This window comes from Nocardia cyriacigeorgica, from assembly GCF_010858045.1.
Classification (GTDB): domain Bacteria; phylum Actinomycetota; class Actinomycetes; order Mycobacteriales; family Mycobacteriaceae; genus Nocardia; species Nocardia cyriacigeorgica_E.
Genome location: NZ_JAAGVC010000007.1, coordinates 118,494 through 137,181, shown reverse-complemented (window position 1 = coordinate 137,181; position 18,688 = coordinate 118,494). Strand labels below are relative to the sequence as shown.

The following is an 18,688-nucleotide window of genomic DNA, read 5'->3' as shown; positions in this document are numbered from 1 at the left end:
GTGCAGCCACAACCCTTTACGCGGTTGCGGGCACCGGATCCGATTGCGGGGCGGGCTCGTCCCGAAATCCGGGCAGCCACCGATCGGCCACCGGAATCAGCACCTGGATCAACGGCCCGATGCCGAAGGCGTAGACCAGGGTGCCGAGACCGACCGAGCCGCCGAGCAGCCATCCGGTGACCAGCACCGTGACCTCGATCGTGGTGCGCACCGCCCGGACCGACAGCCCGATGCGCCGGACCAGGCCCGTCATCAGGCCGTCACGCGGGCCCGGCCCCATACCCGCTCCGATGTAGAGCACCGTGGCGACGGCGTTGAGCACGACCGCCGCGACCATGGCACCCGCCTGCACGGGCAGTGATTCCCATTCCGGCAGCATCCACAACCCGGCGTCGACCGACACCGCGAGCACCACGACATTGCTCACCGTGCCCAGCCCGGGCCGCTGCCGCAACGGAATCCATGCCAGCAGGACCGCGATCCCCGTCAGCGCGGTGACCATCCCGAAGCTCAGCGGCACGTGCTCGGCCACGCCCTGATGAAACACATCCCAGGGATCCAAGCCGAGCCCTGCCCGCACCATCACGGCCATGGAGAACCCGTACAACCACAAACCCGCGTACAACGCGATCAGCCGACGCACCATCGGTCCAGCTTGACCCACAACTGGACCTATGCCCAATAGCCAGATCTCGGCCACTGGCCCGCCAACTGGATACTTACGAAAGGGCCAGTCCGCCGGCCCCGAGTTGCTACGACGCTACCGGGAATCGACCGACCGCATCGGCACAGGCCGCGGCGCACGCACGCAAACTAGGCTCGCTGCGGTGTCGACTATTCCTGATCCCACGACCCGCTTCCCGCTTCCGCACACCGACCGCACGGTCTTTCTCGCACCGCACATCACCTCCGACAGCATCGAAGTCGGCGACTACACCTATTTCGACGATCCGCACGCGGCCACCGAGTTCGAAACGAACAACGTGCTCTATCCGTTCGGCCCGGAGAAACTGATCATCGGCCGCTACTGCGCCATCGCCACCGGCACCCGCTTCATCATGGCCGGCGCCAACCATCCGACCCATGGGGTGTCCACCTTCCCGTTCACCATCTTCGGCGGCACCTGGGCCGAGCAGACCATGGACATCATCACCTCGATCCCCAGCCGCGGCGACACCGTGGTCGGCAACGACGTCTGGTTCGGCTACAACAGCCTGGTGATGCCCGGCGTGCGCATCGGTGACGGCGCCATCATCGCCACGGGTGCCGTCGTCACCGGCGACGTCGCCCCGTACACCATCGTCGGCGGCAACCCGGCCCGCACCGTCAAGCAGCGCTTCCCCGACGACGACATCGACCGATTGCTGCGTGCGGCCTGGTGGAACTGGCCGGTCGAGCTGGTCACCGAGCACGTGCGCACGATCATGGCGGGCACACCCGAGCAGATCGAGAAGATCGCCCGCGAGAACGGGCTCCTGGCCGCAACGGCGAGCTGAACATCCGGATCCGGCGTCCGCCGCTGATCAGGGAGCCTGCAACGGGTCGTGGCCCAGAGACATCAGCCGGTGCCGGAACTGGGCGTCACCCGCGACCGGTTCCAGATCGGCGCGGCGCGCAGCGGTGACTTCATCCACCACGTATCGCATGGTCGCGACGTCGTCGGCGGTGAGGTCGGTCCGGCGTTTACCGAGGATGGCGAGTACCTGCCTGCCGATCTCGGGGCCGGACCGGTCCGGTTCCCGTTCGGCATGCGCACCCGACGCCTCGGTGCGTAGCCAGTCGCGCAGGGCGTGCGACGACATGTTGACCACGCGGTGGAATTCGTTCCAGAGTTCGTCGTCGACCTGAGTCTCGGCCATCGGTCTCACCTCGCTGCTCGGCCTGGCTGAACTTCCGCGGTTGATGCTGCGGCGGTACCCGGTGGCGCGTGCGTGAAACCGCCGGTCCGCGCCGAGGTAGCGGTGTCCGGGCGATCACAGCGGCGGCGGCGCGGCCGGTGCGGCGCCCAGGTGGCGGAGGAACCAGGCCGCGGCGAGTTCGGCCGCCTGGTCGAGCGTTCCTGGTTCTTCGAACAGGTGGGTGGCGCCCGCCACGATCTCCAGTCGCGGTGTGATCGTCATGTGACGCATCGCTTGCCGGTTGAGGTCGAGGACCTGATCGTCGGCGCCGCCGACGATCAGCAGCGTCGGTGCCCGCACTCGGGTGAGCGCATCGCCGGCCAGATCCGGTCGCCCACCCCTGGAGACGACGGCGTGGATGATGGCGGGCCGTTCGGCGGCGGTGAGCAGCGCGGCCGCCGCGCCGGTACTCGCACCGAACAGCCCGATCCGGTGCCGGCAGGTGGCCGGCTGCCCCGTCAGCCAGTCGACGGCTCCGGCCAGGCGCCCGGCGAGCAGCGGCATATCGAACCGCAGCGCACGGGTGCGCCGATCGAGGTCGTCCTCCGCCGCGGTCAGCAGATCGAGCAACACCGTGCCGAGGCCTGCCCGCCGCAGTACCGCGGCGACCTGCCGATTGCGCGGGCTGTGCCGTCCGCTGCCGCTGCCGTGCGCGAAAACCACCACGCCGCCATCGCGTCTCGGCAGCCAGACATGTCCGTCCAGCCCGACCTCGTCGATCGGAATCCGCACCTCTTCGTCGACGAACACGTTCCCTCCTGCGCTGGCGGCCGCCATGCGACGCCGGCACGGCCGCATCCGGGCGCAAAGACCTCCTACCCGCAGCACTACCCGCGATCGTCGGGTCCATGCCGCGGCGGTCATCGCATCCACGGTCTCGTCCGCGGGCGCCGCCGGCCCCGGTTCGCCGCGGGCGGAGAACGCGGTAGCAGCGGGAACACGCCGTAGCGGGTCGCGAGTTCCTCGGCGGTACGGCCGGCGTTGCCGTGCAGGATCCCGTCGATGCCTGCCCGCCCGGCGCCGTCGGGCCAAGGGATGTCAGATGCCGATTCCGTGCCGGTCGGCCAGCAGCCGACGGGTATCGGCAGCGGCGGTATGCAGTACACCAGCGATGCCGAGCCTGGCAGCACCGTCGAGGTTGTGCCGCAGATCGTCGACCATCACCGCCTGCGCCGGCTGAATACCCAGCCGATCACAGGCGATCTGATAGATCCGACGTGACGGCTTCCGTATACCGACCTCCGAGGAGATCACAACGACGTCGGCGAGTTCGGCCAGATCGAATCCCGCGTAACAGTCCCGGCCGAACGCATTCGATACCAGCGCGACGGGAATACCCGCACCGCGAAGTTCGCGGATCAGTTCGATACTGTCCTCGTCCCGGCGCAGACCGCTCTGCATGCGGGCGCTCAACCCGTCCGCATCCACCTCGGCGCCGTGCGCGCGCAGCCGTTCGGCGAATCCGGCGTCGAAGGCATCGGCGTCGATGCGACCGGATTCGTGGTCGGCCAGCAGCGTACGCGCGATGTCATCCGTGCTGAGCAGGGTGATCGGCAGATCCGGGTGCCCGAGCGAGGCGCCGAATTCGCGGAACCCGTCGAGCACGCTTGTGGTCATGACGCCGCCGAAATCGACCAGGATCGCCTCGCGGGGGTCGAGCGCGGTGCCGGTCATGGCTGGAACACGATTCGCCCGGCGGTGCTGCCCTCCCCGAGGCGGCCGAGCCCGTCGGCGACGTCGGTGAGTGCCAGCCGCTCACTGACCAGCGGCTTGATCGCGCCGGCGGCGGCGAGCCGGGTGAGCTCGTCGTGGCAGTCCTGGATGGCCTGGTTGTTGTACTGCTTGTACAGGCCCCAGTGCAATCCGATGATCGAATAGTTCTTGATCAGCGCGTGGTTGAGCGCCGGCTGCGGGATGGTGCCGCCGGCGAACCCGATCACCAGGATGCGGCCTTCGAAGGCGATGCATTTGGTGGATTTGGCGTAGGCGTCGCCGCCCACCGGGTCGTAGACGACGTCGACGCCACGTCCGCCGGTGAACTCCTTGACGATCGGCAAGAAGTCCTCGCGCTGCCGGTCGATCACCAGGTCGGCGCCCAGTGCCCGGCAGTACTCGGCCTTGTCCGCACCGCCGACGACACCGATCACGGTGGCGCCAGCGGCTTTGCCGAGTTGCACCGCCGCGCTGCCGACACCGCCCGCGGCGGCGTGCACCAGCAGGGTCTCCCCTGGTCGAAGAGTGGTGCGCCGGTGCAGGGCGAACCAGCTGGTCTGATAGCCGATACTCAGAGCGGAGGCCTCCGCGTCATCGAGCGCGGCGGGCGCGGCGAAGGCGTTGGCTTCATCGACAACAGTCATGTCGGCGAACGCGCCGCCGGGCAGGTTCGGATTGCCGATCACGCGATCGCCGACCGCGAACCGGGTGACACCGTCACCGACTGCCATGATCTCGCCGCACAGCTCGACCCCCGGGGTGAATGGAAGCGGTGGGGTGATCTGGTATTTGCCGCGGCACAGCAGCACATCCGGAAAATTGGCCGGCGCGGCCAGCACGCGCACCAACAGCTGTCCCGGTCCGGGCTCGGGGTCGGCGATCTCCTCGAGCCGCAGCACCTCGCGCGGTTCGCCGAGTTCGTTCACTCGCCATGCTTTCACCGTCAGCTCCTCGTGGTCGTAGCCGGATCCGCCGCCACCGGCAGATCGATGAGTTCGGCGAGCCGCGCCGCAACGTCCACCACCCAGTACGCGCCATCACGCCCCGCGCGTGCGGCCACCGCTGCCCCGATGCCGCGCGCGGCGCCGGTGACGATGGCGGTCCTGGTTTCCTGAGTCATATCGTTCTCCTGAAGATGTGGTCAGAGTCCGGCGGCGTCGGCGACTTCGGTGGCCTTGCGCACCACAGCGTCGATCCGCTCGACGGTCGGGGTGCCCGCCGCGGCCCGGTTCTGTGGTTCGTCCATCGCTCGACGCATCACGCCCTCGGCGATCACCGCCAGCTTCCACAGGCCGAGCACGTGCCAGTACTGCAGAGCGGCCGGGTCGCGCCCGGTTTCGGACAGGTACATCCGTGCCAGTTCGGCGCGGGTCGGGAAGCCCGGCAGGGTCGAGGCCGGGAAATCGCCGCCGAGTTCCTCTTCGCCGGGTTCGGGCCAGTAGGCCAGCAGGCTGCCCATATCGGCCAGTGGTTCGCCGAGCGTGGAAAGCTCCCAGTCCAGCGCCGCTTTCAGCGCGCCGGTTCCGGGATCGGCGATGACGTTGCGCAGGTGGAAATCGCCGTGCACCAGGGTGATCTCGTGCTGTTCCGGTACGGCGGCGACGAGTCTGCGGGTGAGGTCGTCGAGTTCGGGAAGCTCCCGGGTCTTCGAGTGTTCCCACTGCCCGGCCCAGCGCTTGAGCTGACGCTGCGCGTACGGCTTGTGCGAGGCCAGATCGGCGAGCCCGACGGCCTCGATATCGACGGCGTGGATCTTCGCGAGGGTGCGCGGCAATGCCGAGGCGATCTCGCCGCGCCGCTGCGGCGTGAGCGAGCGCGCGACGTCCATGGTGTCGATCACCAGCCCGTCGACGAACTCCATCAGCACCAGCGGCACCTCCGACACCGACTCATCGGTGCAGACCCCGAGGATGCGCGGTGCGGGCACCGCGGTGTCTTCCAGGGCCGCGATGATGCGGGCTTCGCGAACCACATCATGCGCGGACGCCAGCAGATGGCCCAGCGGCGGACGGCGCAGCACCCACCGTCGCCCGGCGGCGTCGGTGAGCAGATAGGTCAGGTTCGATTGGCCGAGCCCGATGCGGGTGAAACGCAGCGGGGCATCGGATTCGATGCCGAGTGCGTCGAGCCAGCCGGCGATCGCGTCCGGGTCCACCGCGAGGTGCTCACCCATCCGCGACCGGGCCCTGACGGAACTGGGTCGCGTCACCGAGCCGCTGTCCACCGTCGATCACCATGGTTTCGCCGGTCACCCAGCTCGCGGCGTCGGAGGCCAGGAAGGCGATGGCCGAGCCGATGTCGGCGGGTTCGCCGATCCGGTTCAGCGCCGTCGCCTCGTTGAGCAGCTGCTCGTGTTCCTGCCACAGCGCGGCGGCCAGCTTGGTGCGCACCACGCCGGGCGCGACCGCGTTGACCCGGATCCGCGGCGACAGTTCCAGCGCCATCTGTTTGGTGAGATGGATCAGCGCTGCCTTGCTCGCGTTGTAGAGACCGAGGTTGGCCTCGAAACCCATGCCGCCGATGGAGGCGGTGTTGACGACCGCGCCGCCGTGCTCGCCCATCCAGGCGCGGGTGGCCAGCGACGTCCACAGGATCGGCGCCCACAGGTTCACGTCGAAGGTCTTCTGGAACCGGCCGTGGTCCTGATCGATCACCGGGCCGTAGGCCGGGTTGGTGCCCGCGTTGTTGACGAGAATGTCGAGGCTGCCGAACTTTTCGAGCGTCAGGTCGATGCACCGGCGCGCGGCATCCTCGTCGACGGCGTGCGCGGCGACACCGAGGGCGTTGCCGCCGACCTCGGCCGCCGCCGCGTCCGCCGACTCCTGCGACCGCGAGGTGAGCACGACATTGCCACCGGCAGCCGCGATGGCCTGTGCCGCGGCGAGCCCGATGCCGCGCGAGGCGCCGGTGATGACGGCGGTGCGCCCGCTCAGATCGATGCCCGTCATGCCTTGACCTGCTGTCCGTTGTTCGCGGCGAGATCGGCGGTGCGGTACTTGCCGAGTTCCTGGCGGGCGATGGCACGCTTGTGCACCTCGTCCGGACCGTCGGCAAGGCGCAGCGTCCGCAGATGCGCCCATGCCATGGCCAGCGGGAAATCGTCGGTGACCCCGCCACCGCCGTGCACCTGAATCGCCCGGTCCACCACCTTCAACGCGATATTCGGTGCTGCGACCTTGATCGCCGCGATCTCGGTGCGCGCCTCCTTGTTGCCAACGGTGTCCATCAGGTAGGCGGCCTTGAGGGTGAGCAGCCGGATCATCTCGATGTCGATCCGCGATTCGGCGATCCAGTCCTGGATGTTGGCGTTGTCGCTGATCGGTTTGCCGAACGTGCTGCGCGAACGTGCCCGGGTGCACATCAATTCCAGTGCGCGTTCGGCCATCCCGATCGACCGCATGCAGTGGTGGATGCGGCCGGGGCCGAGCCGGGCCTGGCTGATCGCGAAGCCCTCGCCCTCCCCCTTCAGCACATCCTTGGCCGGCACCCGGACATTGTCGAAATCGATTTCGGCGTGGCCTTCGCGGTCCTGGTAGCCGAAGACGGGAAGGTTGCGCATCACCGTGATGCCGGGTGCGTCGATCGGCACCACCATCATCGACTGCTGGCGATGCGGGGCCGCGTTCGGATCGGTCTTGCCCATCACGATCAGCACCTTGCAGTTCTTGTGCATCGCGTTGGAGGCGAACCACTTCCGCCCGTTGAGCAGGTAGTCATCGCCGTCGCGGACCATCGACAACTCGACATTGGTCGCGTCCGAGCTGGCCACCCGCGGCTCGGTCATCGCGAACGCCGACCTGATCGTGCCCTCCAACAGCGGCTTCAGGTACTTCTCCTTGTGCTCGTCGGTGCCGAAGAGCGTCAAGACCTCCATATTGCCGGTGTCGGGAGCGTTGCAGTTGCAGGCCTCCGGAGCGATGAAGCTGCGGCCCATGATCTCGGCCAGCGGCGCGTACTCCAGATTCGTCAGCCCCGGACCCCACTCCGCATGCGGATGGAAGAGGTTCCACAGCCCACGCCGCCGAGCCTCGGCCTTGAGTTCCTCCATGATCGGCGGATGGAAGTGCGGATCACCGGACTCACGCATCTGCTGGTCGTACACGGCCTCGGCCGGGTAGACGTGCGCATCCATGAAGTCGAGCAGTTCCGCCCGGTACTTCTCGGCACGTTCGGAGGTGTCGAACAGGGACATCCTGGCTCCTGACGGGGTAAGACGGCGTTGTCGGCGATCAGCGGTGCGGTCGAGCCGACGGTGGGATCTCGACCTGTGAACCAACCGCACAAACGGTATATTGAACTCGGCGTCAATTTCAAGTGCGGTGAAGGTCCGCTGATCGACGACCCTGCCGCAGTCATAGGCGTGCCGCGTCGAGACAGTCGCGCTTCCGTGGCGGGCACGCAGCGTACTGAACCAGAGTGTGCTCGCGGTGTCGCGCTCTCGCCGATGAATCTGGCGTTCGGTCGATCCCGGCCGCCCTCCGGCCGATCGGCTCGGTATCGCGATCGCAGTGTGCACGCTGCCGCTTCACCGTGGTGCTCCTCTGCTCGCGGCGCACCCGCAGCGATGACCACTATCGATAGACGCCTCCGCCCCGGCCCGAAGCTCGGAGACTCTTCCCGCGCGCGGCGCGGTCAGGGAGCCACGGAAGGGTCGGGAAGGTCGGCGGGGCCCAGGACCGTACGCAGCGTGTCAGCGAGCACGTCGAGTTGTCCGGTGGACAGGCCGGCGAAACGGCGCTCGATACCGGCGAGGTAGTGCGGCATCGCCGCATGCAGCCGGGCGCGCCCCTGCTCGGTGATGCCGACGAAAGCCGAACGGCCGTCGTCCGGGTTGGCCTCGCGCCGCACCAACCCCTGCGCCTCGAGTTCGGTCACCAGACGGCTGATCCTGGTGCGGCTCAACACCACCCGCTCACCCAGATCGCTCATCCGCAGTGGCTGCCGATCGTCGAGTTCGAGCAGCACGTCGTACCAGCCCAGCGGCAAGCCTGCAGCGCGGCGCAGCTCGGCGTCGAGTTCGGGGACCAGCCGCGCGTGCACCTGCAGCAGGGCGGCCCAGGCGCGGACAGCAGGGATCGAGCGAGGCGACGAATTGGGCACAACCCAGCTTAACCCTATTGTGTGCGTGCGCACGCAAATAGTAGCGTGCACACGCACATACTTTTCCCTTCACGAGAAAGCAGTGGGAAATGACCGAACTGATCACCCGGGAACAACTGGCAGCGGAGATCGAGGCGGGCGCGGTGACCGTCATCGACGCACTCGGCGGCGATTACTACGCCAAGCAGCACCTCCCCGGAGCCATCGCACTCCTGGCCGCGGATGTGGACGCCGACGCCGCGCGCCTGCTGCCCGACAAGCACGCCGCGATCGTCACGTACTGCTCGAACGCCGCCTGCCCGAACAGCCAGCAGGTCGCAGGCAAGCTGGAGAAGCTCGGATACACCAACGTCCGCAAGTACCGTGACGGGATCGAGGACTGGACCGCGGCGGGCCTGCCGGTCGAGCCGTGACGATCACCGTGGGCGCGGAATCGTCCCGCGCCCACGGTTTCCCGCATGCTCAGTCTGCGAGCAGCCGTGCGGCGATGCGACCCGCCCGCTCGGCTGCCGCAGGCGAACTCTCGCGTAGCGCGGTGACAATAGCGCCGTCGATGAGCAGCGCGAACTCCCCGGCCAGCTCTTCGGCATCGGCACGGCCCGCGGCAGTCAGCAGTTCACCCAGATACTCGATGACCCGGCGCTTGTGCCGATCGGCTACCCGGTGCGCCGGCGCGTCCGGATCGGCCACCTCGATCATGGTGTTGATGAATGCACATCCACGAAAATCCTTGCGCGCGAACCGCTGCGCGAGCGCATCGAACACCGCGAGCGGACGGTCGGCCGGCTCGTCCACCGCTTCGACCGCTTCGCGTAGCCAGGCCAGCCAGCGCTCGTCCCGCTCGGTGAGCACGGCGACCACCAGGTCGTCCTTGCTCGCGAAGTGCCGGTAGAACGAGGCCCGACCCACGCCGGATTCACTCAGCAGTCGCTCCAAGCCGACGGCGCGGACCCCCTCGGCATAGAAGAGATCCTCCGCGGTGGCCAGCAGCCGCTGCCGTGCTCGGGTCGCCATGACCTCACTGTAGCAGCACGGAACCGATCGGTACCGAAACGCTTGACCAAAACGGAACCGATCAGTACCGTTCATTTCGGCACCAATCGGTGCCGTTTTTGAGCGAGCATGGAGTCGATCAATGTCACGACTGCCCCTTGTCACCCCGGAAACCGCCGACGCCGACCAGGCCGAACTCCTGGCCGACGTGCAACGCCAGCTGGGCCGGGTGCCGAATCTGTACGCGACACTGGCCAACAGCCCCGCCACCCTGCGTGGCTATCTCGCGCTGCGTTCGGCACTGACCGGCGGCACCCTCGATGTGCGCACCCGGGAGCGGCTCGCGCTGCTGGTCGCCGCCGATAACGGCTGCGACTACTGCGTGGCCGCCCACACCATGCGGGCAGGCCGGATGGGGCTCTCGGAGCAGGAGATCGCCGATACCCGGCTGGCGCGCGCCGAGGACCCGCACACTGACGCCGTGCTTCGTTTCGCACACGTGGTGCTGCGCGAACGCGGCCGGGTCGACGATGTGCTGCTCGCCGAGGTCCGCGCGCAGGGCGTCACGGACGCCGAACTGAGCGAGATCGTCGGGCACGTCGCGCTGAACATCCTGTCCAACTACTTCAACCATGTCGCGCGGCCCGAGCTGGACTTCCCACCCGTCGCGCCCACAGAAGGCACAACCATGACCCAGAAATGGCGAACCGCCACCCGCATCGAACTCGTCGCCGGCTACACCCTGTTCGACCGACATGGCACGCCGGTCGCCGTCGTCGACGACGTCCGCATCGCGATCGAAGGCGGCTTCCTGCACGTCCAGGTCGCCGACGGGGCCGCGGTGCAGGTCGTGTCCGCGCCCGCAGTCGCGCGCGTCGACTACCTGCCCAGCGCGGCCTGATCCCGGCCTGTCCCGCTCATCCGAGCGGGACAACCCACAACGCTCGAGGAGCACGATGTCCACGGCATTCGACCCGATCGACGTCGCAGACGTCGCGATGGTGCCGATGACCCGCAACCGTGCCTTCGGGCCGGGCGCCACCCAGATGCCGGCGATGGTCACCTGATTCGCGCCCGGTCTGCACTCGGCGGCGCAGGTCCTGGCCTGGCGGCCGATGACCGAGGCCGTGCAGGCCGCGGCGCAGACGTTCACACCCGAGGGCCTGCGGGACTTCCTGACCCCGAGGAGCCGACCCGAACCGGGATCACGACACCATCGCCGATTGCGCGCGTGAGGCGACCAGCGCGGGCTTCGACGGCGTGGAGCGACACGACGCCAACGGCTACCTGCTGCACCAATTTCTGTCCAGCAACGCCGATCTGCGCACCGACGGCCGGGCGGCTCGACGACATCGTCGAGACCGGCCACCGCGAGGTGTACCGGGCGCTGACCGAGGCGATCGAACCGCTGGGCCCGGCCTACCTGCACGTCGCGGAGATGGACCCACACGCTGACCGTGCCATCGAAATCGACTGTTCGAAAAGGCGATGGTCGGTGGAGAACTGATTGCCAAGTCCGACACCGGCAACTGCCGCACCTGGCGTTTGGCTATTTCGGTAGGCCGGGCAGTGTTTCCCGTGCTGGGGATGCTCAGGTCCCCGTCGGTTGCGGTTGGCGGCTCTGCACCTCGGCTAGGTAGTCCGTGACGGCGTCGCGGTTGCGCTGCAGGCATTCGATGCGCTGGGTCATAGCGTCGCGTTGCTGTTCCAAGATGGCGAGCATCTCGGGGGTGGGGTTGTAGAAGTGAATGGTCTCGGGGCGTGTGAGGCAGGGCAGGATCAGTTTGATGATTCGGATGGGGAGACCGGCTTCCAGCAAACCGCGGATCTGGAGTACCCGGTCGACGTATTCCTCGTCGTAGGTGCGGTAACCGTTGGTCTCGCGGTCGGCGGTGATCAGGCCCTGATCCTCGTAGTAGCGCAGCAAGCGGCGTGAAGTGCCGGTGCGCTCGGATAATTCCCCGATTCGCATGTGACTAAGGTCCTTTCCCATCCTGATTGACCCTCACATTAGTGGCAAGGTTTGACGATAACGACATGGCGAAAAACACGACACAGCATGATCTGACCGGCAAGGTCGCACTGGTGACCGGAGGTAGCCGTGGAATCGGCGCCGCCATCGCGAAGCGCTTGGCCGCTGATGGCGCCGCGGTTGCACTGACCTACGTCACGGCCATCGAGCAGGCGCAACAGGTGGCAAAGGAGATCGAGGCGCACGGCGGCAGGGCCGTGGTCATCCGGGCGGATCTGACCGAACCCGATGCTGCTGCGGCCGCGGTGGAGCAGACGGTGCGGGAATTGGGCGGTCTCGACATTCTGGTGAACAACGCGGGCTTCCTCACCTATGGCCCGCTGCTCGAGGTCTCGGCCCACGAACTGGATCGTGTGCTCGCGGTGGACATCCGATCTATTTTCCTGGCCTCGCAGGCTGCGGCCAGGCATCTGGGCGCCGGTGGCCGGATCATCAGCATCGGATCGTGCTTCAACGGCCGGGTGCCCGGTGACAACTTCGTCCTGCAGGCCACTGCCAAGTCGGCGCTGGTGGGCTTGACCAAGGGTTTGGCGCGTGAACTGGGTCCGCGCGGGATCACCGCCACCATCGTGGATCCTGGCCCGATCGACACCGACATGAACCCGGCCACCGGCGACACCGCCGACTTCCAGCGGGGTCTCACCGCGCTCGGGCGCTACGGCGAGGCCGAGGACATCGCCAACGCGGTTGCGTATTTGGCCGGTCCGGGCGGGCGCTTCATAACCGGTACGGCACTGGCCGTGGACGGCGGCTATACGGCCTGACGGTCTCGCCGCTGCGGCGTCCATCAATGGGAGATCGCGGGCGGACTGCCCGGGGTGCGGATTCTGTTGGTGACTGCGCAAACACTGCCGCCCCTGCGCGAGGAGCTGTTCCGGTTCTTCACGCTCTCGCCGGCGGATCTGGCGTTCGTCTTTAGCCAGGTTGGCCGAGCAGCTGCGGGTCGACGGTAGCGAGATCCGTTCCTAGGGTCGCCGTGCTCAAACCTGTACTGGCATCCTGTAATGCCGATGAGGTGGCAGTTGGCAGTGGCCGCTCCTTCCCGGGGTCCTGACCAGGATCCGATCAAGCTCGACAGGATGCGGGTCGCGCAGTTGGATCAGGGCATGATGCGGATCCCATTCGAGCTGGTGTCGCTGGACGAGGTCGCCCCATGGGGGGAACGTCCGACGCTGCACTGGTTTGGACTCACGCAGGGCTGGTACGGCTTGGAAGTCGGTGGTGTCGAGTTGCTCCGGTATACCGAGCAGACCCTGGGCTCGACACGCGCGAACCCGGCTGCGGAGCCGCCCTGGCCGGACTATTACGTGGTCCGGCTATGGGAGGACCTGCTTGAAGTTTTACCTTCGGCTCTCGAGCCGGTCCCGGATGACTTGGCGAGGTTTTTCGCCGCTGAAGCCGAAGGATGGGTTGTCGATGCTGGCGATCCGGACGTCCTCGACGATTCCGCGGTCGCCGCCGCCTCGGAGGCTTACAGCCGGCGATGGACCGACACCTCGTACCTTCGATTCGGGCCCGCGTTTCGGTGGTGGCGCACCCTCTACCCTGAGGACACGATCACCGTAGCGTGGCGGTTCACACCCGATCCCGACGGTGAGATCACATTTTCCGCCCCGCTGTCGGGCCGCAGGACACTCAGCACCCAGATATTCGTGGCCGCTGTAACCGATTTCGATCATCGGCTGCTGCAAGCCATGCAGGAGCGGGTGGACCGCCTGGCTGCGGCAGGTGGCGCCCCGGGGATCGATCTCGATATTCCCGGGCTGATTCAGGAACAGGCGCAGCGCCGGACATGGTTGCCGCGGGCGTTGGCGCGACACGACGACACCGACTGGGCCGCCGTACGTGCCGGGGCGGCGATCCTTGCTCCCCATCTGGCGTGAACACGCGGGAATGCCGCTGATCGCGCTATGTGGATAGGCCAGCCACTCGGCGGAACGCGCGATCATGCGCCGTTTATTGCCCGCGCGTTCCGGGGGCTGGCCTGCGGAATCTCCTCACCCGGACGATGGGCTGTTATCCGGGGGATCGTGAGACTCGATCTGCGGCGAACCCGCCCCGGCACATACGCGAAGCGGCCCCGTTATCCGGGGCAAGCCGGAAAGGTGGACGCCGATGCCCGCGAAGGTGACCCGGCTACGCACCGCGCCGACGCGCCCCTGCGCGCCGCCGCCGAAGCCGGCCGTGCTCGACGTCGCCGTCCCGACCGACCCCGGCAACGCCCAACCCACCCTCTCCAGCACAGTCGAGTAGGAACGAGAAAACCCCTTCCGGCCGAGGTCGGAAGGAGTTTTTCTGGTCGGGCTGACAGGATTTGAACCTGCGACCACTTGACCCCCAGTCAAGTGCGCTACCAAACTGCGCCACAGCCCGTTGCGCCGCGTTTCCGGGCGCTCGAAGAGATTACCTCAGGGGGTGTCTGGAGAGCTAATCCGCTGGTCAGATGGCTCTTCGGAGGGAGTGGCACAGAGTGGGCGGCGCTGTCCGGACGGAGGCCGGTGCACGCGTGGTGCGGTGAGCGCCGACTCACGGGATAGCGGTGAACAGCTCGTAGCTGTGACCGTCGGGGTCTCGGACGTAGACGCCGCGGCCGCCGGACAGGTGGTTGATCTGGCGGTCCCAGCCGTGTTCCGGACCGGAGCCGTAATCGACTGCGGGCCATGTTGCCAGCTTCGTGAGCACTGCGTCGAAGGTTTCGTCGTCGACGAGGAAGGCGTAGTGGCCGGGGGCGAATCGGGCGCGATCGTCGAAGTCGAAGGTCAGATCGTCGTTGATGTGGACGGGGATGAACGGGCCGGTCGGAGCGGATACCGCCAGTCCCAGCAGGTCGGCGAAAAACGTTGCCGCGATCCGCTTATCGGTCGCCGGGACGATTGTGTGGTTGAGAACGATGCGCATCGTTTCCTCCTGAGTCATGAGCATTTGCATGCGATACGCATACAAATATAGGTGCGCAACGCATACAATGTCGAGGGTGAGTACACGTGATCCTCGGAACGTCCCGCCCAAGGCCGGGAGCGGCGGCGCGGTCGACGGCGGTCCGGCGCTGTTTCGGCTGGTCCGTTTCTGGTCGCGCCGCTGGAGCAACCAGGCTCTCGCGCAGGTCGCCCAGGAACCGGACGGAGAGCTGCGGCGGGTGCAGCACATCCAGGTCGTCGAAGCCGTCGCCGCGGTTCTTCAGAGCGGTACGGAGGCGGCCGTCACCGACGTCGCCGAGCAGCTCGGCCTCGATCACTCCGGCGCCAGCCGGATGGTGCGCGACGCCGTGGTGGCAGGATATCTCGCGCGCCGAGATTCCGCACGCGACCGTCGCCGAGCCGTCGTTCAACTCACCGACAGCGGACTCGACCTGCTGGCCGCGTCCCGCGATTGGCAGCGCCGCTGCTTCGAACAACTCACCGCAGCGTGGAGCGAAGAGGACCGCCACCGATTCGCCGGCTATCTGCAACGCCTGGCCGACGAGACGATTCGATGAGTCGTCACGCCGCGAACCGTTTCGAGCTCGCGGCGAACGGAATCCCGTTGCCACGAGGGCATCTGCGCGCAATCGATGTATGCGCTCGCAGACGGCGGCCCGGCCTCGACGGCCGGAACAGCCCGTACTCTCGACCCGACCGAATCCAGCCTCCCGGGACGAGGTCGCCCGACAACCATCCAGGCGGTTGTGCGACGCGCTGTAGTACACATGAGGTGTGGCAAGTCCTTCTTCTACGCGACCGCTGCTGACCCCGGTGTTACTGACCGTGGCGGCGGTCGGATGCACGGCGGTAGGCGCGTGGCAGTGGTTCCGGCTCGAGGGCGCGATCGCTCTCGACCACAACGTCGGCTATGCGCTGCTGTGGCCGCTGTTCGGTCTGTTCCTGATCGTCGCAGCCTGGGCCCACCGACGACCGCAACGCGCCTTCGCCACCGCCGTATCGACGTCGGCACGCCTGAAAGCCGCTGCGGCTCGGGAACTACCGCCCAGCCTGCTGCCCGACCGCGCCGGAATCCCCATCGAGAACGATCCCGCGACCACCGCCTACAACACCTATCTCGCCAGACTGAACGACAGCGAACTGCACCACCGGCTACGCGAGGCCGGCCTCGACAGAACCTGACCGACACCGCCGCACGCCCACTTTTGTGAAACTCACACATTTCGCAACCTGGCTGGCTATATTCCAGCTACGCCGGACAATCGGCGATGAGAAGCGGAGGAACACCGTGGAATATGTCGGCTCTGTCGCCGGAATCTTGCAGATGATCATCGGCACCATCCTCGCCAACACCGGATCGGGCGGTTCGGGCTCCGGCTGGTGAACCGGGCGGATTCGGCTCGTCAAATGGCGAGCCGAATCCACTCCCCTGCCCCCGGCCGGATCGAAATGGCGGCGCTCCAGGTCAGGCCGACGGCGGATCAGCCGGCAGCTCGACGAGCGGCGACCGCTGATCGGACCGCGGGGGCGACCTTCTCGGCGAACGTCCGGATCTGGGTCACATCGTCGGCGGGGTGGCCGAACAAGAATGTGTCCATCCCGAATTCGGTGGCAAGGCTCGTGAGTTCCCGAACCCACTGATCGACCGGACCGCTGAATTGCGCCGATTCCGCGCTGCCGATCTCTCCGAAGACGTTGTAACCACGCAGAATCGACCCGGGATCCCGACCGGCCTCCCGTGCGGCCTGATCGATGACGGCATTGCGCTCCGGAAGCGCGCTCGGCGGAATGTAGGTGCTCGAGGGTATCCAGCCATCGGCTCGCCGGCCGACCAGCCGCAGCAAACGCGGCCCGGAGACCCCGAGCCAGATCGATATCGGATGCGCGGGCCGCGGACCCGGATGGGCGCCGGACAGTCGGTAGAAGTGGCCATCGAAACGCACCGCCCGCTGGTCCGACCACATCAGCCGAATGACCTCGACCGCCTCCTCGAGCGCGGTCGCGGCCTCCGCCTTCGATCTGGCCGCACCGCCCATCGCCGCGATCGCCTCCCAGAACGCACCCGCCCCGAGCGCGAGCTCGAAACGTCCACCGGACAACACATCCAGTGAAGCCGCCGACTTGGCCAGCACAGCGGGCGGACGCAACGGGAGATTCACCACGTCCGGAACGACCCGCACCCGCTGCGTACGAGCCAGCAGCGTCGACATCAGGGCCCACGCGTCCAGGAACCGGGCCTGATACGGATGGTCCTGTACCGCGATGAAATCCAAGCCGGATTCGTCGGCGAGCTCGGCCACCGCGAGCGTGTTGCCGAGATTCGCGACGGCGGGATTGACGAATACCCCGAATTGGAGATCACGCCCGTAGTCGGTCACTGTGCGCTCCTCTCACGGAACTTTCGACAGCTGGCAGGTCGCTTCCCGAGAATAGGCGCGAACGGCCGGCGAACGTGGGTGAACGCGCTGCTCGGACGCCATCGCATTCTCGCGTCCGAATCGCGCCGGCTAGGAAATGACGCCCAACGGGGGCGCCGCGAGGGCAGGCAGCACGAGACCGTCGATGACGCGTTCGATGAACGCGCTGTCGACCGGTTCGGCCTGCACGGTGATGCGATGAAAGGTGAGTGCCGGAAACAGCGAACCGATCAATCCCAGATCGTGGCCGGTGGCGATCTCCCCGCGATCGGCCGCGCGAGCAACAATGGCGGCGAATGCGTCGAGGTGCGGCGTGGTGATCGCGGCGCGGACGGCTTCCCGAAGAGCCGGCTCGCGGCTCATCGCGGTGAGCAATCCGCCGACGACGGCGTCGCGGCGGCTGTCCGGATCATGCCAGGCCGCGGCCAGGGCGACCAGGTCGGCGCGCAGGTCCCCGGTATCCGGGACGGGATCGATGCTGTGCAGCAGTGCGATCGCATCGGCGACGAGTTCGGGTTTTCCCGGCCAGCGCCGGTAGACCGTGGTTTTCGCGGTACCGCAGTGGCCCGCCACGGCATCGATGGTCAGCCGGTCGTAACCCACCTCCGCCAGCAGGGACTGGGTCGCCAGGAGCAGATCGCGATCGAGGTCCGCGTTGCGCGGGCGTCCCGGTTTCGACATGGCGGTGATCCTTTTTCGCTCGAAGGTGCGACGCGCGCACCGGGCCTCAGACGTTACGGGCGTGCGTGCCGGGCCCATCGATCCCCCAGGAAAGGATTCGGCGCGGGGCGATCCGGAGGACGTCGCCACTGAGCCCGCCCTCGGTCGATCCGGCACCGGGATGCGCGGTCGCGACACCGCGGACCTCGATTCCATAGGCCACCGGCGGAGTGACCGACTCGACGACGTCGACGATGAACGCCACCCGCGGGTTGTGCAGTACATTGCGCCACTTCTGGGTGCTCGCCAGCGCATGGCCGACGATCTCGATGCCGGTGCCGTCGGCGGTGAGATGCACGCCGACCGGCCGGATCTGCGGCTGTCCCGCAGCGCTGATCGTGCACAACCTGCCGATCGACTGCGTGCGAAGAAACCCGAGCTCGCCTGCTGTGAACGACATGGTGTCACCTTCCGTAATTCAGATACGCGACTGTAGCGTATCGGATCGGTCGGACGGTTGGCACCATGAGGGATTCCCGAGGGCGCTCATCACACAGCGAACAGTGAGTATGGCGTCCGAGCCACCTCCACGGCGTTGCCGAGCCGACCGGCGGCCCGGCAACGTCGTCGTAGGCGTGATCGACGTGGAAACGTCGACGGACCGCGCGCGCCTCCGGGAAATCCTCGCCGGCGGCATAGCCGCTGGCAGCTTCCGCAGCGACCAAGACCCGACGCCGCCGCGCTGATGATCCTGGCCTGCCTGGACACCCAGCGGATCCCACTCAACCGCGGCGGCGAACTGTCCGCCGCCGTACGACAGATCCTGCCGTTCATCACCTTCGGCGTCGCGGCCGACGAATGCCGCGAGAAAAATGTCGGCGGAATCCCGCTGCCCTGACGCCGGACGGCGCGGGCGCTGTGGCGGGCACGATGTCGATCTGCCACCTGGCGCCAGTG

25 protein-coding genes, 1 tRNA gene and 1 pseudogene are annotated in these 18,688 nt (G+C 67.4%); 10 read left to right on the top strand and 17 right to left on the bottom strand.

All coding sequences use genetic code 11. The features are described 5' to 3' along the window. Nucleotides 1–16: 16 nt before the first annotated feature. On the bottom strand, nucleotides 17–646 hold the full coding sequence (yczE, locus tag GV790_RS09690) for a membrane protein YczE (RefSeq protein WP_163812751.1): 630 nt from the start codon (nucleotides 644–646) through the stop codon (nucleotides 17–19). 181 nt (nucleotides 647–827) lie between these two features. On the opposite strand from yczE, the gene GV790_RS09685 reads away from it, so the two are divergent. Continuing rightward, entirely contained in the window at nucleotides 828–1,496 is a 669-nt protein-coding gene (locus tag GV790_RS09685; protein WP_163812749.1) for a CatB-related O-acetyltransferase, read from the top strand. Nucleotides 1,497–1,523: 27 nt separating this feature from the next. Here the strand turns inward: GV790_RS09685 and GV790_RS09680 are convergent, their stop codons facing one another. From GV790_RS09680 to GV790_RS09640, 9 genes and pseudogenes are all read right to left on the bottom strand, one after another. After that, nucleotides 1,524–1,859: a DUF3140 domain-containing protein gene (locus tag GV790_RS09680; protein WP_163812747.1), complete on the bottom strand. Its 336-nt coding sequence runs from the start codon at nucleotides 1,857–1,859 to the stop codon at nucleotides 1,524–1,526. Between the two features lie 114 nt (nucleotides 1,860–1,973). After that, entirely contained in the window at nucleotides 1,974–2,648 is a 675-nt protein-coding gene (locus tag GV790_RS09675) for a dienelactone hydrolase family protein (protein ID WP_280211776.1), read from the bottom strand. 288 nt (nucleotides 2,649–2,936) lie between these two features. Continuing rightward, the gene (locus GV790_RS09670) at nucleotides 2,937–3,572 is read right to left on the bottom strand and encodes an HAD family hydrolase (protein ID WP_163812745.1); all 636 of its coding nucleotides are present in this window, start codon (nucleotides 3,570–3,572) and stop codon (nucleotides 2,937–2,939) included. Continuing rightward, nucleotides 3,569–4,552, bottom strand: coding sequence for an NADPH:quinone oxidoreductase family protein (locus GV790_RS09665; RefSeq protein WP_163812743.1), 984 nt, complete (start codon nucleotides 4,550–4,552; stop codon nucleotides 3,569–3,571). Before GV790_RS09665 ends, GV790_RS09670 begins: the two co-directional genes overlap by 4 nt. A gap of 92 nt (nucleotides 4,553–4,644) precedes the next feature. Beyond that, nucleotides 4,645–4,731, bottom strand: a pseudogene (locus GV790_RS31630) (beta-ketoacyl-ACP reductase); the annotation flags it as partial. A gap of 21 nt (nucleotides 4,732–4,752) precedes the next feature. Continuing rightward, nucleotides 4,753–5,784 carry a phosphotransferase family protein gene (locus tag GV790_RS09655; protein ID WP_163812741.1) on the bottom strand — a complete coding sequence of 344 codons (1,032 nt, stop codon included), beginning with the start codon at nucleotides 5,782–5,784 and terminating at the stop codon, nucleotides 4,753–4,755. Next, nucleotides 5,777–6,559 carry an SDR family oxidoreductase gene (locus GV790_RS09650; protein ID WP_163812739.1) on the bottom strand — a complete coding sequence of 261 codons (783 nt, stop codon included), beginning with the start codon at nucleotides 6,557–6,559 and terminating at the stop codon, nucleotides 5,777–5,779. The genes GV790_RS09655 and GV790_RS09650 overlap by 8 nt, the downstream gene beginning before the upstream one ends. Beyond that, nucleotides 6,556–7,803, bottom strand: coding sequence for an acyl-CoA dehydrogenase family protein (locus GV790_RS09645; protein WP_163812737.1), 1,248 nt, complete (start codon nucleotides 7,801–7,803; stop codon nucleotides 6,556–6,558). Before GV790_RS09645 ends, GV790_RS09650 begins: the two co-directional genes overlap by 4 nt. 440 nt (nucleotides 7,804–8,243) lie before the next feature. Beyond that, nucleotides 8,244–8,711 carry a MarR family winged helix-turn-helix transcriptional regulator gene (locus tag GV790_RS09640; RefSeq protein WP_163812735.1) on the bottom strand — a complete coding sequence of 156 codons (468 nt, stop codon included), beginning with the start codon at nucleotides 8,709–8,711 and terminating at the stop codon, nucleotides 8,244–8,246. 89 nt (nucleotides 8,712–8,800) lie between these two features. Between GV790_RS09640 and GV790_RS09635 the strand changes: the two genes are divergently transcribed. Beyond that, nucleotides 8,801–9,124, top strand: a complete 324-nt coding sequence (locus GV790_RS09635; RefSeq protein WP_104359551.1) for a rhodanese-like domain-containing protein — start codon at nucleotides 8,801–8,803, stop codon at nucleotides 9,122–9,124. A 49-nt stretch (nucleotides 9,125–9,173) separates the two neighbouring features. Here the strand turns inward: GV790_RS09635 and GV790_RS09630 are convergent, their stop codons facing one another. Then, a complete protein-coding gene (locus GV790_RS09630; RefSeq protein WP_163812733.1) occupies nucleotides 9,174–9,725 on the bottom strand; it encodes a TetR/AcrR family transcriptional regulator in 552 nt (183 codons plus the stop codon). A 121-nt stretch (nucleotides 9,726–9,846) separates the two neighbouring features. Here GV790_RS09630 and GV790_RS09625 point away from each other — a divergent pair, with 121 nt between their 5' ends. Both GV790_RS09625 and GV790_RS30730 read left to right on the top strand, forming a co-directional pair. Then, complete coding sequence (locus tag GV790_RS09625) at nucleotides 9,847–10,605, top strand: carboxymuconolactone decarboxylase family protein (protein ID WP_163812731.1); 759 nt, start codon at nucleotides 9,847–9,849, stop codon at nucleotides 10,603–10,605. A gap of 359 nt (nucleotides 10,606–10,964) precedes the next feature. Then, nucleotides 10,965–11,159 (top strand): hypothetical protein, encoded by a 195-nt coding sequence (locus GV790_RS30730; protein WP_348536578.1) that lies wholly within the window; start codon nucleotides 10,965–10,967, stop codon nucleotides 11,157–11,159. Nucleotides 11,160–11,295: 136 nt separating this feature from the next. On the opposite strand, the gene GV790_RS09615 is transcribed toward GV790_RS30730, so the two are convergent. Further along, nucleotides 11,296–11,676 (bottom strand): MerR family transcriptional regulator, encoded by a 381-nt coding sequence (locus GV790_RS09615; RefSeq protein ID WP_163812729.1) that lies wholly within the window; start codon nucleotides 11,674–11,676, stop codon nucleotides 11,296–11,298. A gap of 65 nt (nucleotides 11,677–11,741) precedes the next feature. On the opposite strand from GV790_RS09615, the gene GV790_RS09610 reads away from it, so the two are divergent. The 3 genes from GV790_RS09610 to GV790_RS09600 all read left to right on the top strand — a co-directional run bounded on the left by GV790_RS09610 (nucleotide 11,742) and on the right by GV790_RS09600 (nucleotide 13,989). After that, nucleotides 11,742–12,500 carry an SDR family NAD(P)-dependent oxidoreductase gene (locus tag GV790_RS09610; protein WP_163812728.1) on the top strand — a complete coding sequence of 253 codons (759 nt, stop codon included), beginning with the start codon at nucleotides 11,742–11,744 and terminating at the stop codon, nucleotides 12,498–12,500. 315 nt (nucleotides 12,501–12,815) lie between these two features. After that, on the top strand, nucleotides 12,816–13,619 hold the full coding sequence (locus GV790_RS09605; RefSeq protein WP_256673157.1) for a DUF5984 family protein: 804 nt from the start codon (nucleotides 12,816–12,818) through the stop codon (nucleotides 13,617–13,619). Between the two features lie 232 nt (nucleotides 13,620–13,851). After that, on the top strand, nucleotides 13,852–13,989 hold the full coding sequence (locus GV790_RS09600; RefSeq protein WP_163812726.1) for a hypothetical protein: 138 nt from the start codon (nucleotides 13,852–13,854) through the stop codon (nucleotides 13,987–13,989). A 43-nt stretch (nucleotides 13,990–14,032) separates the two neighbouring features. Here the strand turns inward: GV790_RS09600 and GV790_RS09595 are convergent. Both GV790_RS09595 and GV790_RS09590 read right to left on the bottom strand, forming a co-directional pair. Further along, nucleotides 14,033–14,109, bottom strand: a tRNA-Pro gene (locus GV790_RS09595). A gap of 153 nt (nucleotides 14,110–14,262) precedes the next feature. Then, complete coding sequence (locus GV790_RS09590; RefSeq protein WP_163812724.1) at nucleotides 14,263–14,634, bottom strand: VOC family protein; 372 nt, start codon at nucleotides 14,632–14,634, stop codon at nucleotides 14,263–14,265. Between the two features lie 76 nt (nucleotides 14,635–14,710). Between GV790_RS09590 and GV790_RS09585 the strand changes: the two genes are divergently transcribed. Continuing rightward, a complete protein-coding gene (locus GV790_RS09585; protein ID WP_280213393.1) occupies nucleotides 14,711–15,211 on the top strand; it encodes a MarR family winged helix-turn-helix transcriptional regulator in 501 nt (166 codons plus the stop codon). 217 nt (nucleotides 15,212–15,428) lie between these two features. Next, a complete protein-coding gene (locus tag GV790_RS09580; RefSeq protein WP_163812720.1) occupies nucleotides 15,429–15,836 on the top strand; it encodes a transcriptional regulator in 408 nt (135 codons plus the stop codon). Between the two features lie 299 nt (nucleotides 15,837–16,135). On the opposite strand, the gene GV790_RS09575 is transcribed toward GV790_RS09580, so the two are convergent. The 3 genes from GV790_RS09575 to GV790_RS09565 form a co-directional block, all read right to left on the bottom strand. Beyond that, nucleotides 16,136–17,032: an LLM class flavin-dependent oxidoreductase gene (locus GV790_RS09575; protein WP_163812718.1), complete on the bottom strand. Its 897-nt coding sequence runs from the start codon at nucleotides 17,030–17,032 to the stop codon at nucleotides 16,136–16,138. Between the two features lie 129 nt (nucleotides 17,033–17,161). After that, nucleotides 17,162–17,752, bottom strand: a complete 591-nt coding sequence (locus GV790_RS09570; protein ID WP_163812716.1) for a TetR/AcrR family transcriptional regulator — start codon at nucleotides 17,750–17,752, stop codon at nucleotides 17,162–17,164. 46 nt (nucleotides 17,753–17,798) lie between these two features. Continuing rightward, a complete protein-coding gene (locus tag GV790_RS09565; protein WP_163812713.1) occupies nucleotides 17,799–18,191 on the bottom strand; it encodes a PPOX class F420-dependent oxidoreductase in 393 nt (130 codons plus the stop codon). Between the two features lie 285 nt (nucleotides 18,192–18,476). Between GV790_RS09565 and GV790_RS09560 the strand changes: the two genes are divergently transcribed. Beyond that, nucleotides 18,477–18,629: a hypothetical protein gene (locus GV790_RS09560; RefSeq protein WP_163812711.1), complete on the top strand. Its 153-nt coding sequence runs from the start codon at nucleotides 18,477–18,479 to the stop codon at nucleotides 18,627–18,629. The last annotated feature ends 59 nt before the right edge of the window (nucleotides 18,630–18,688 follow it).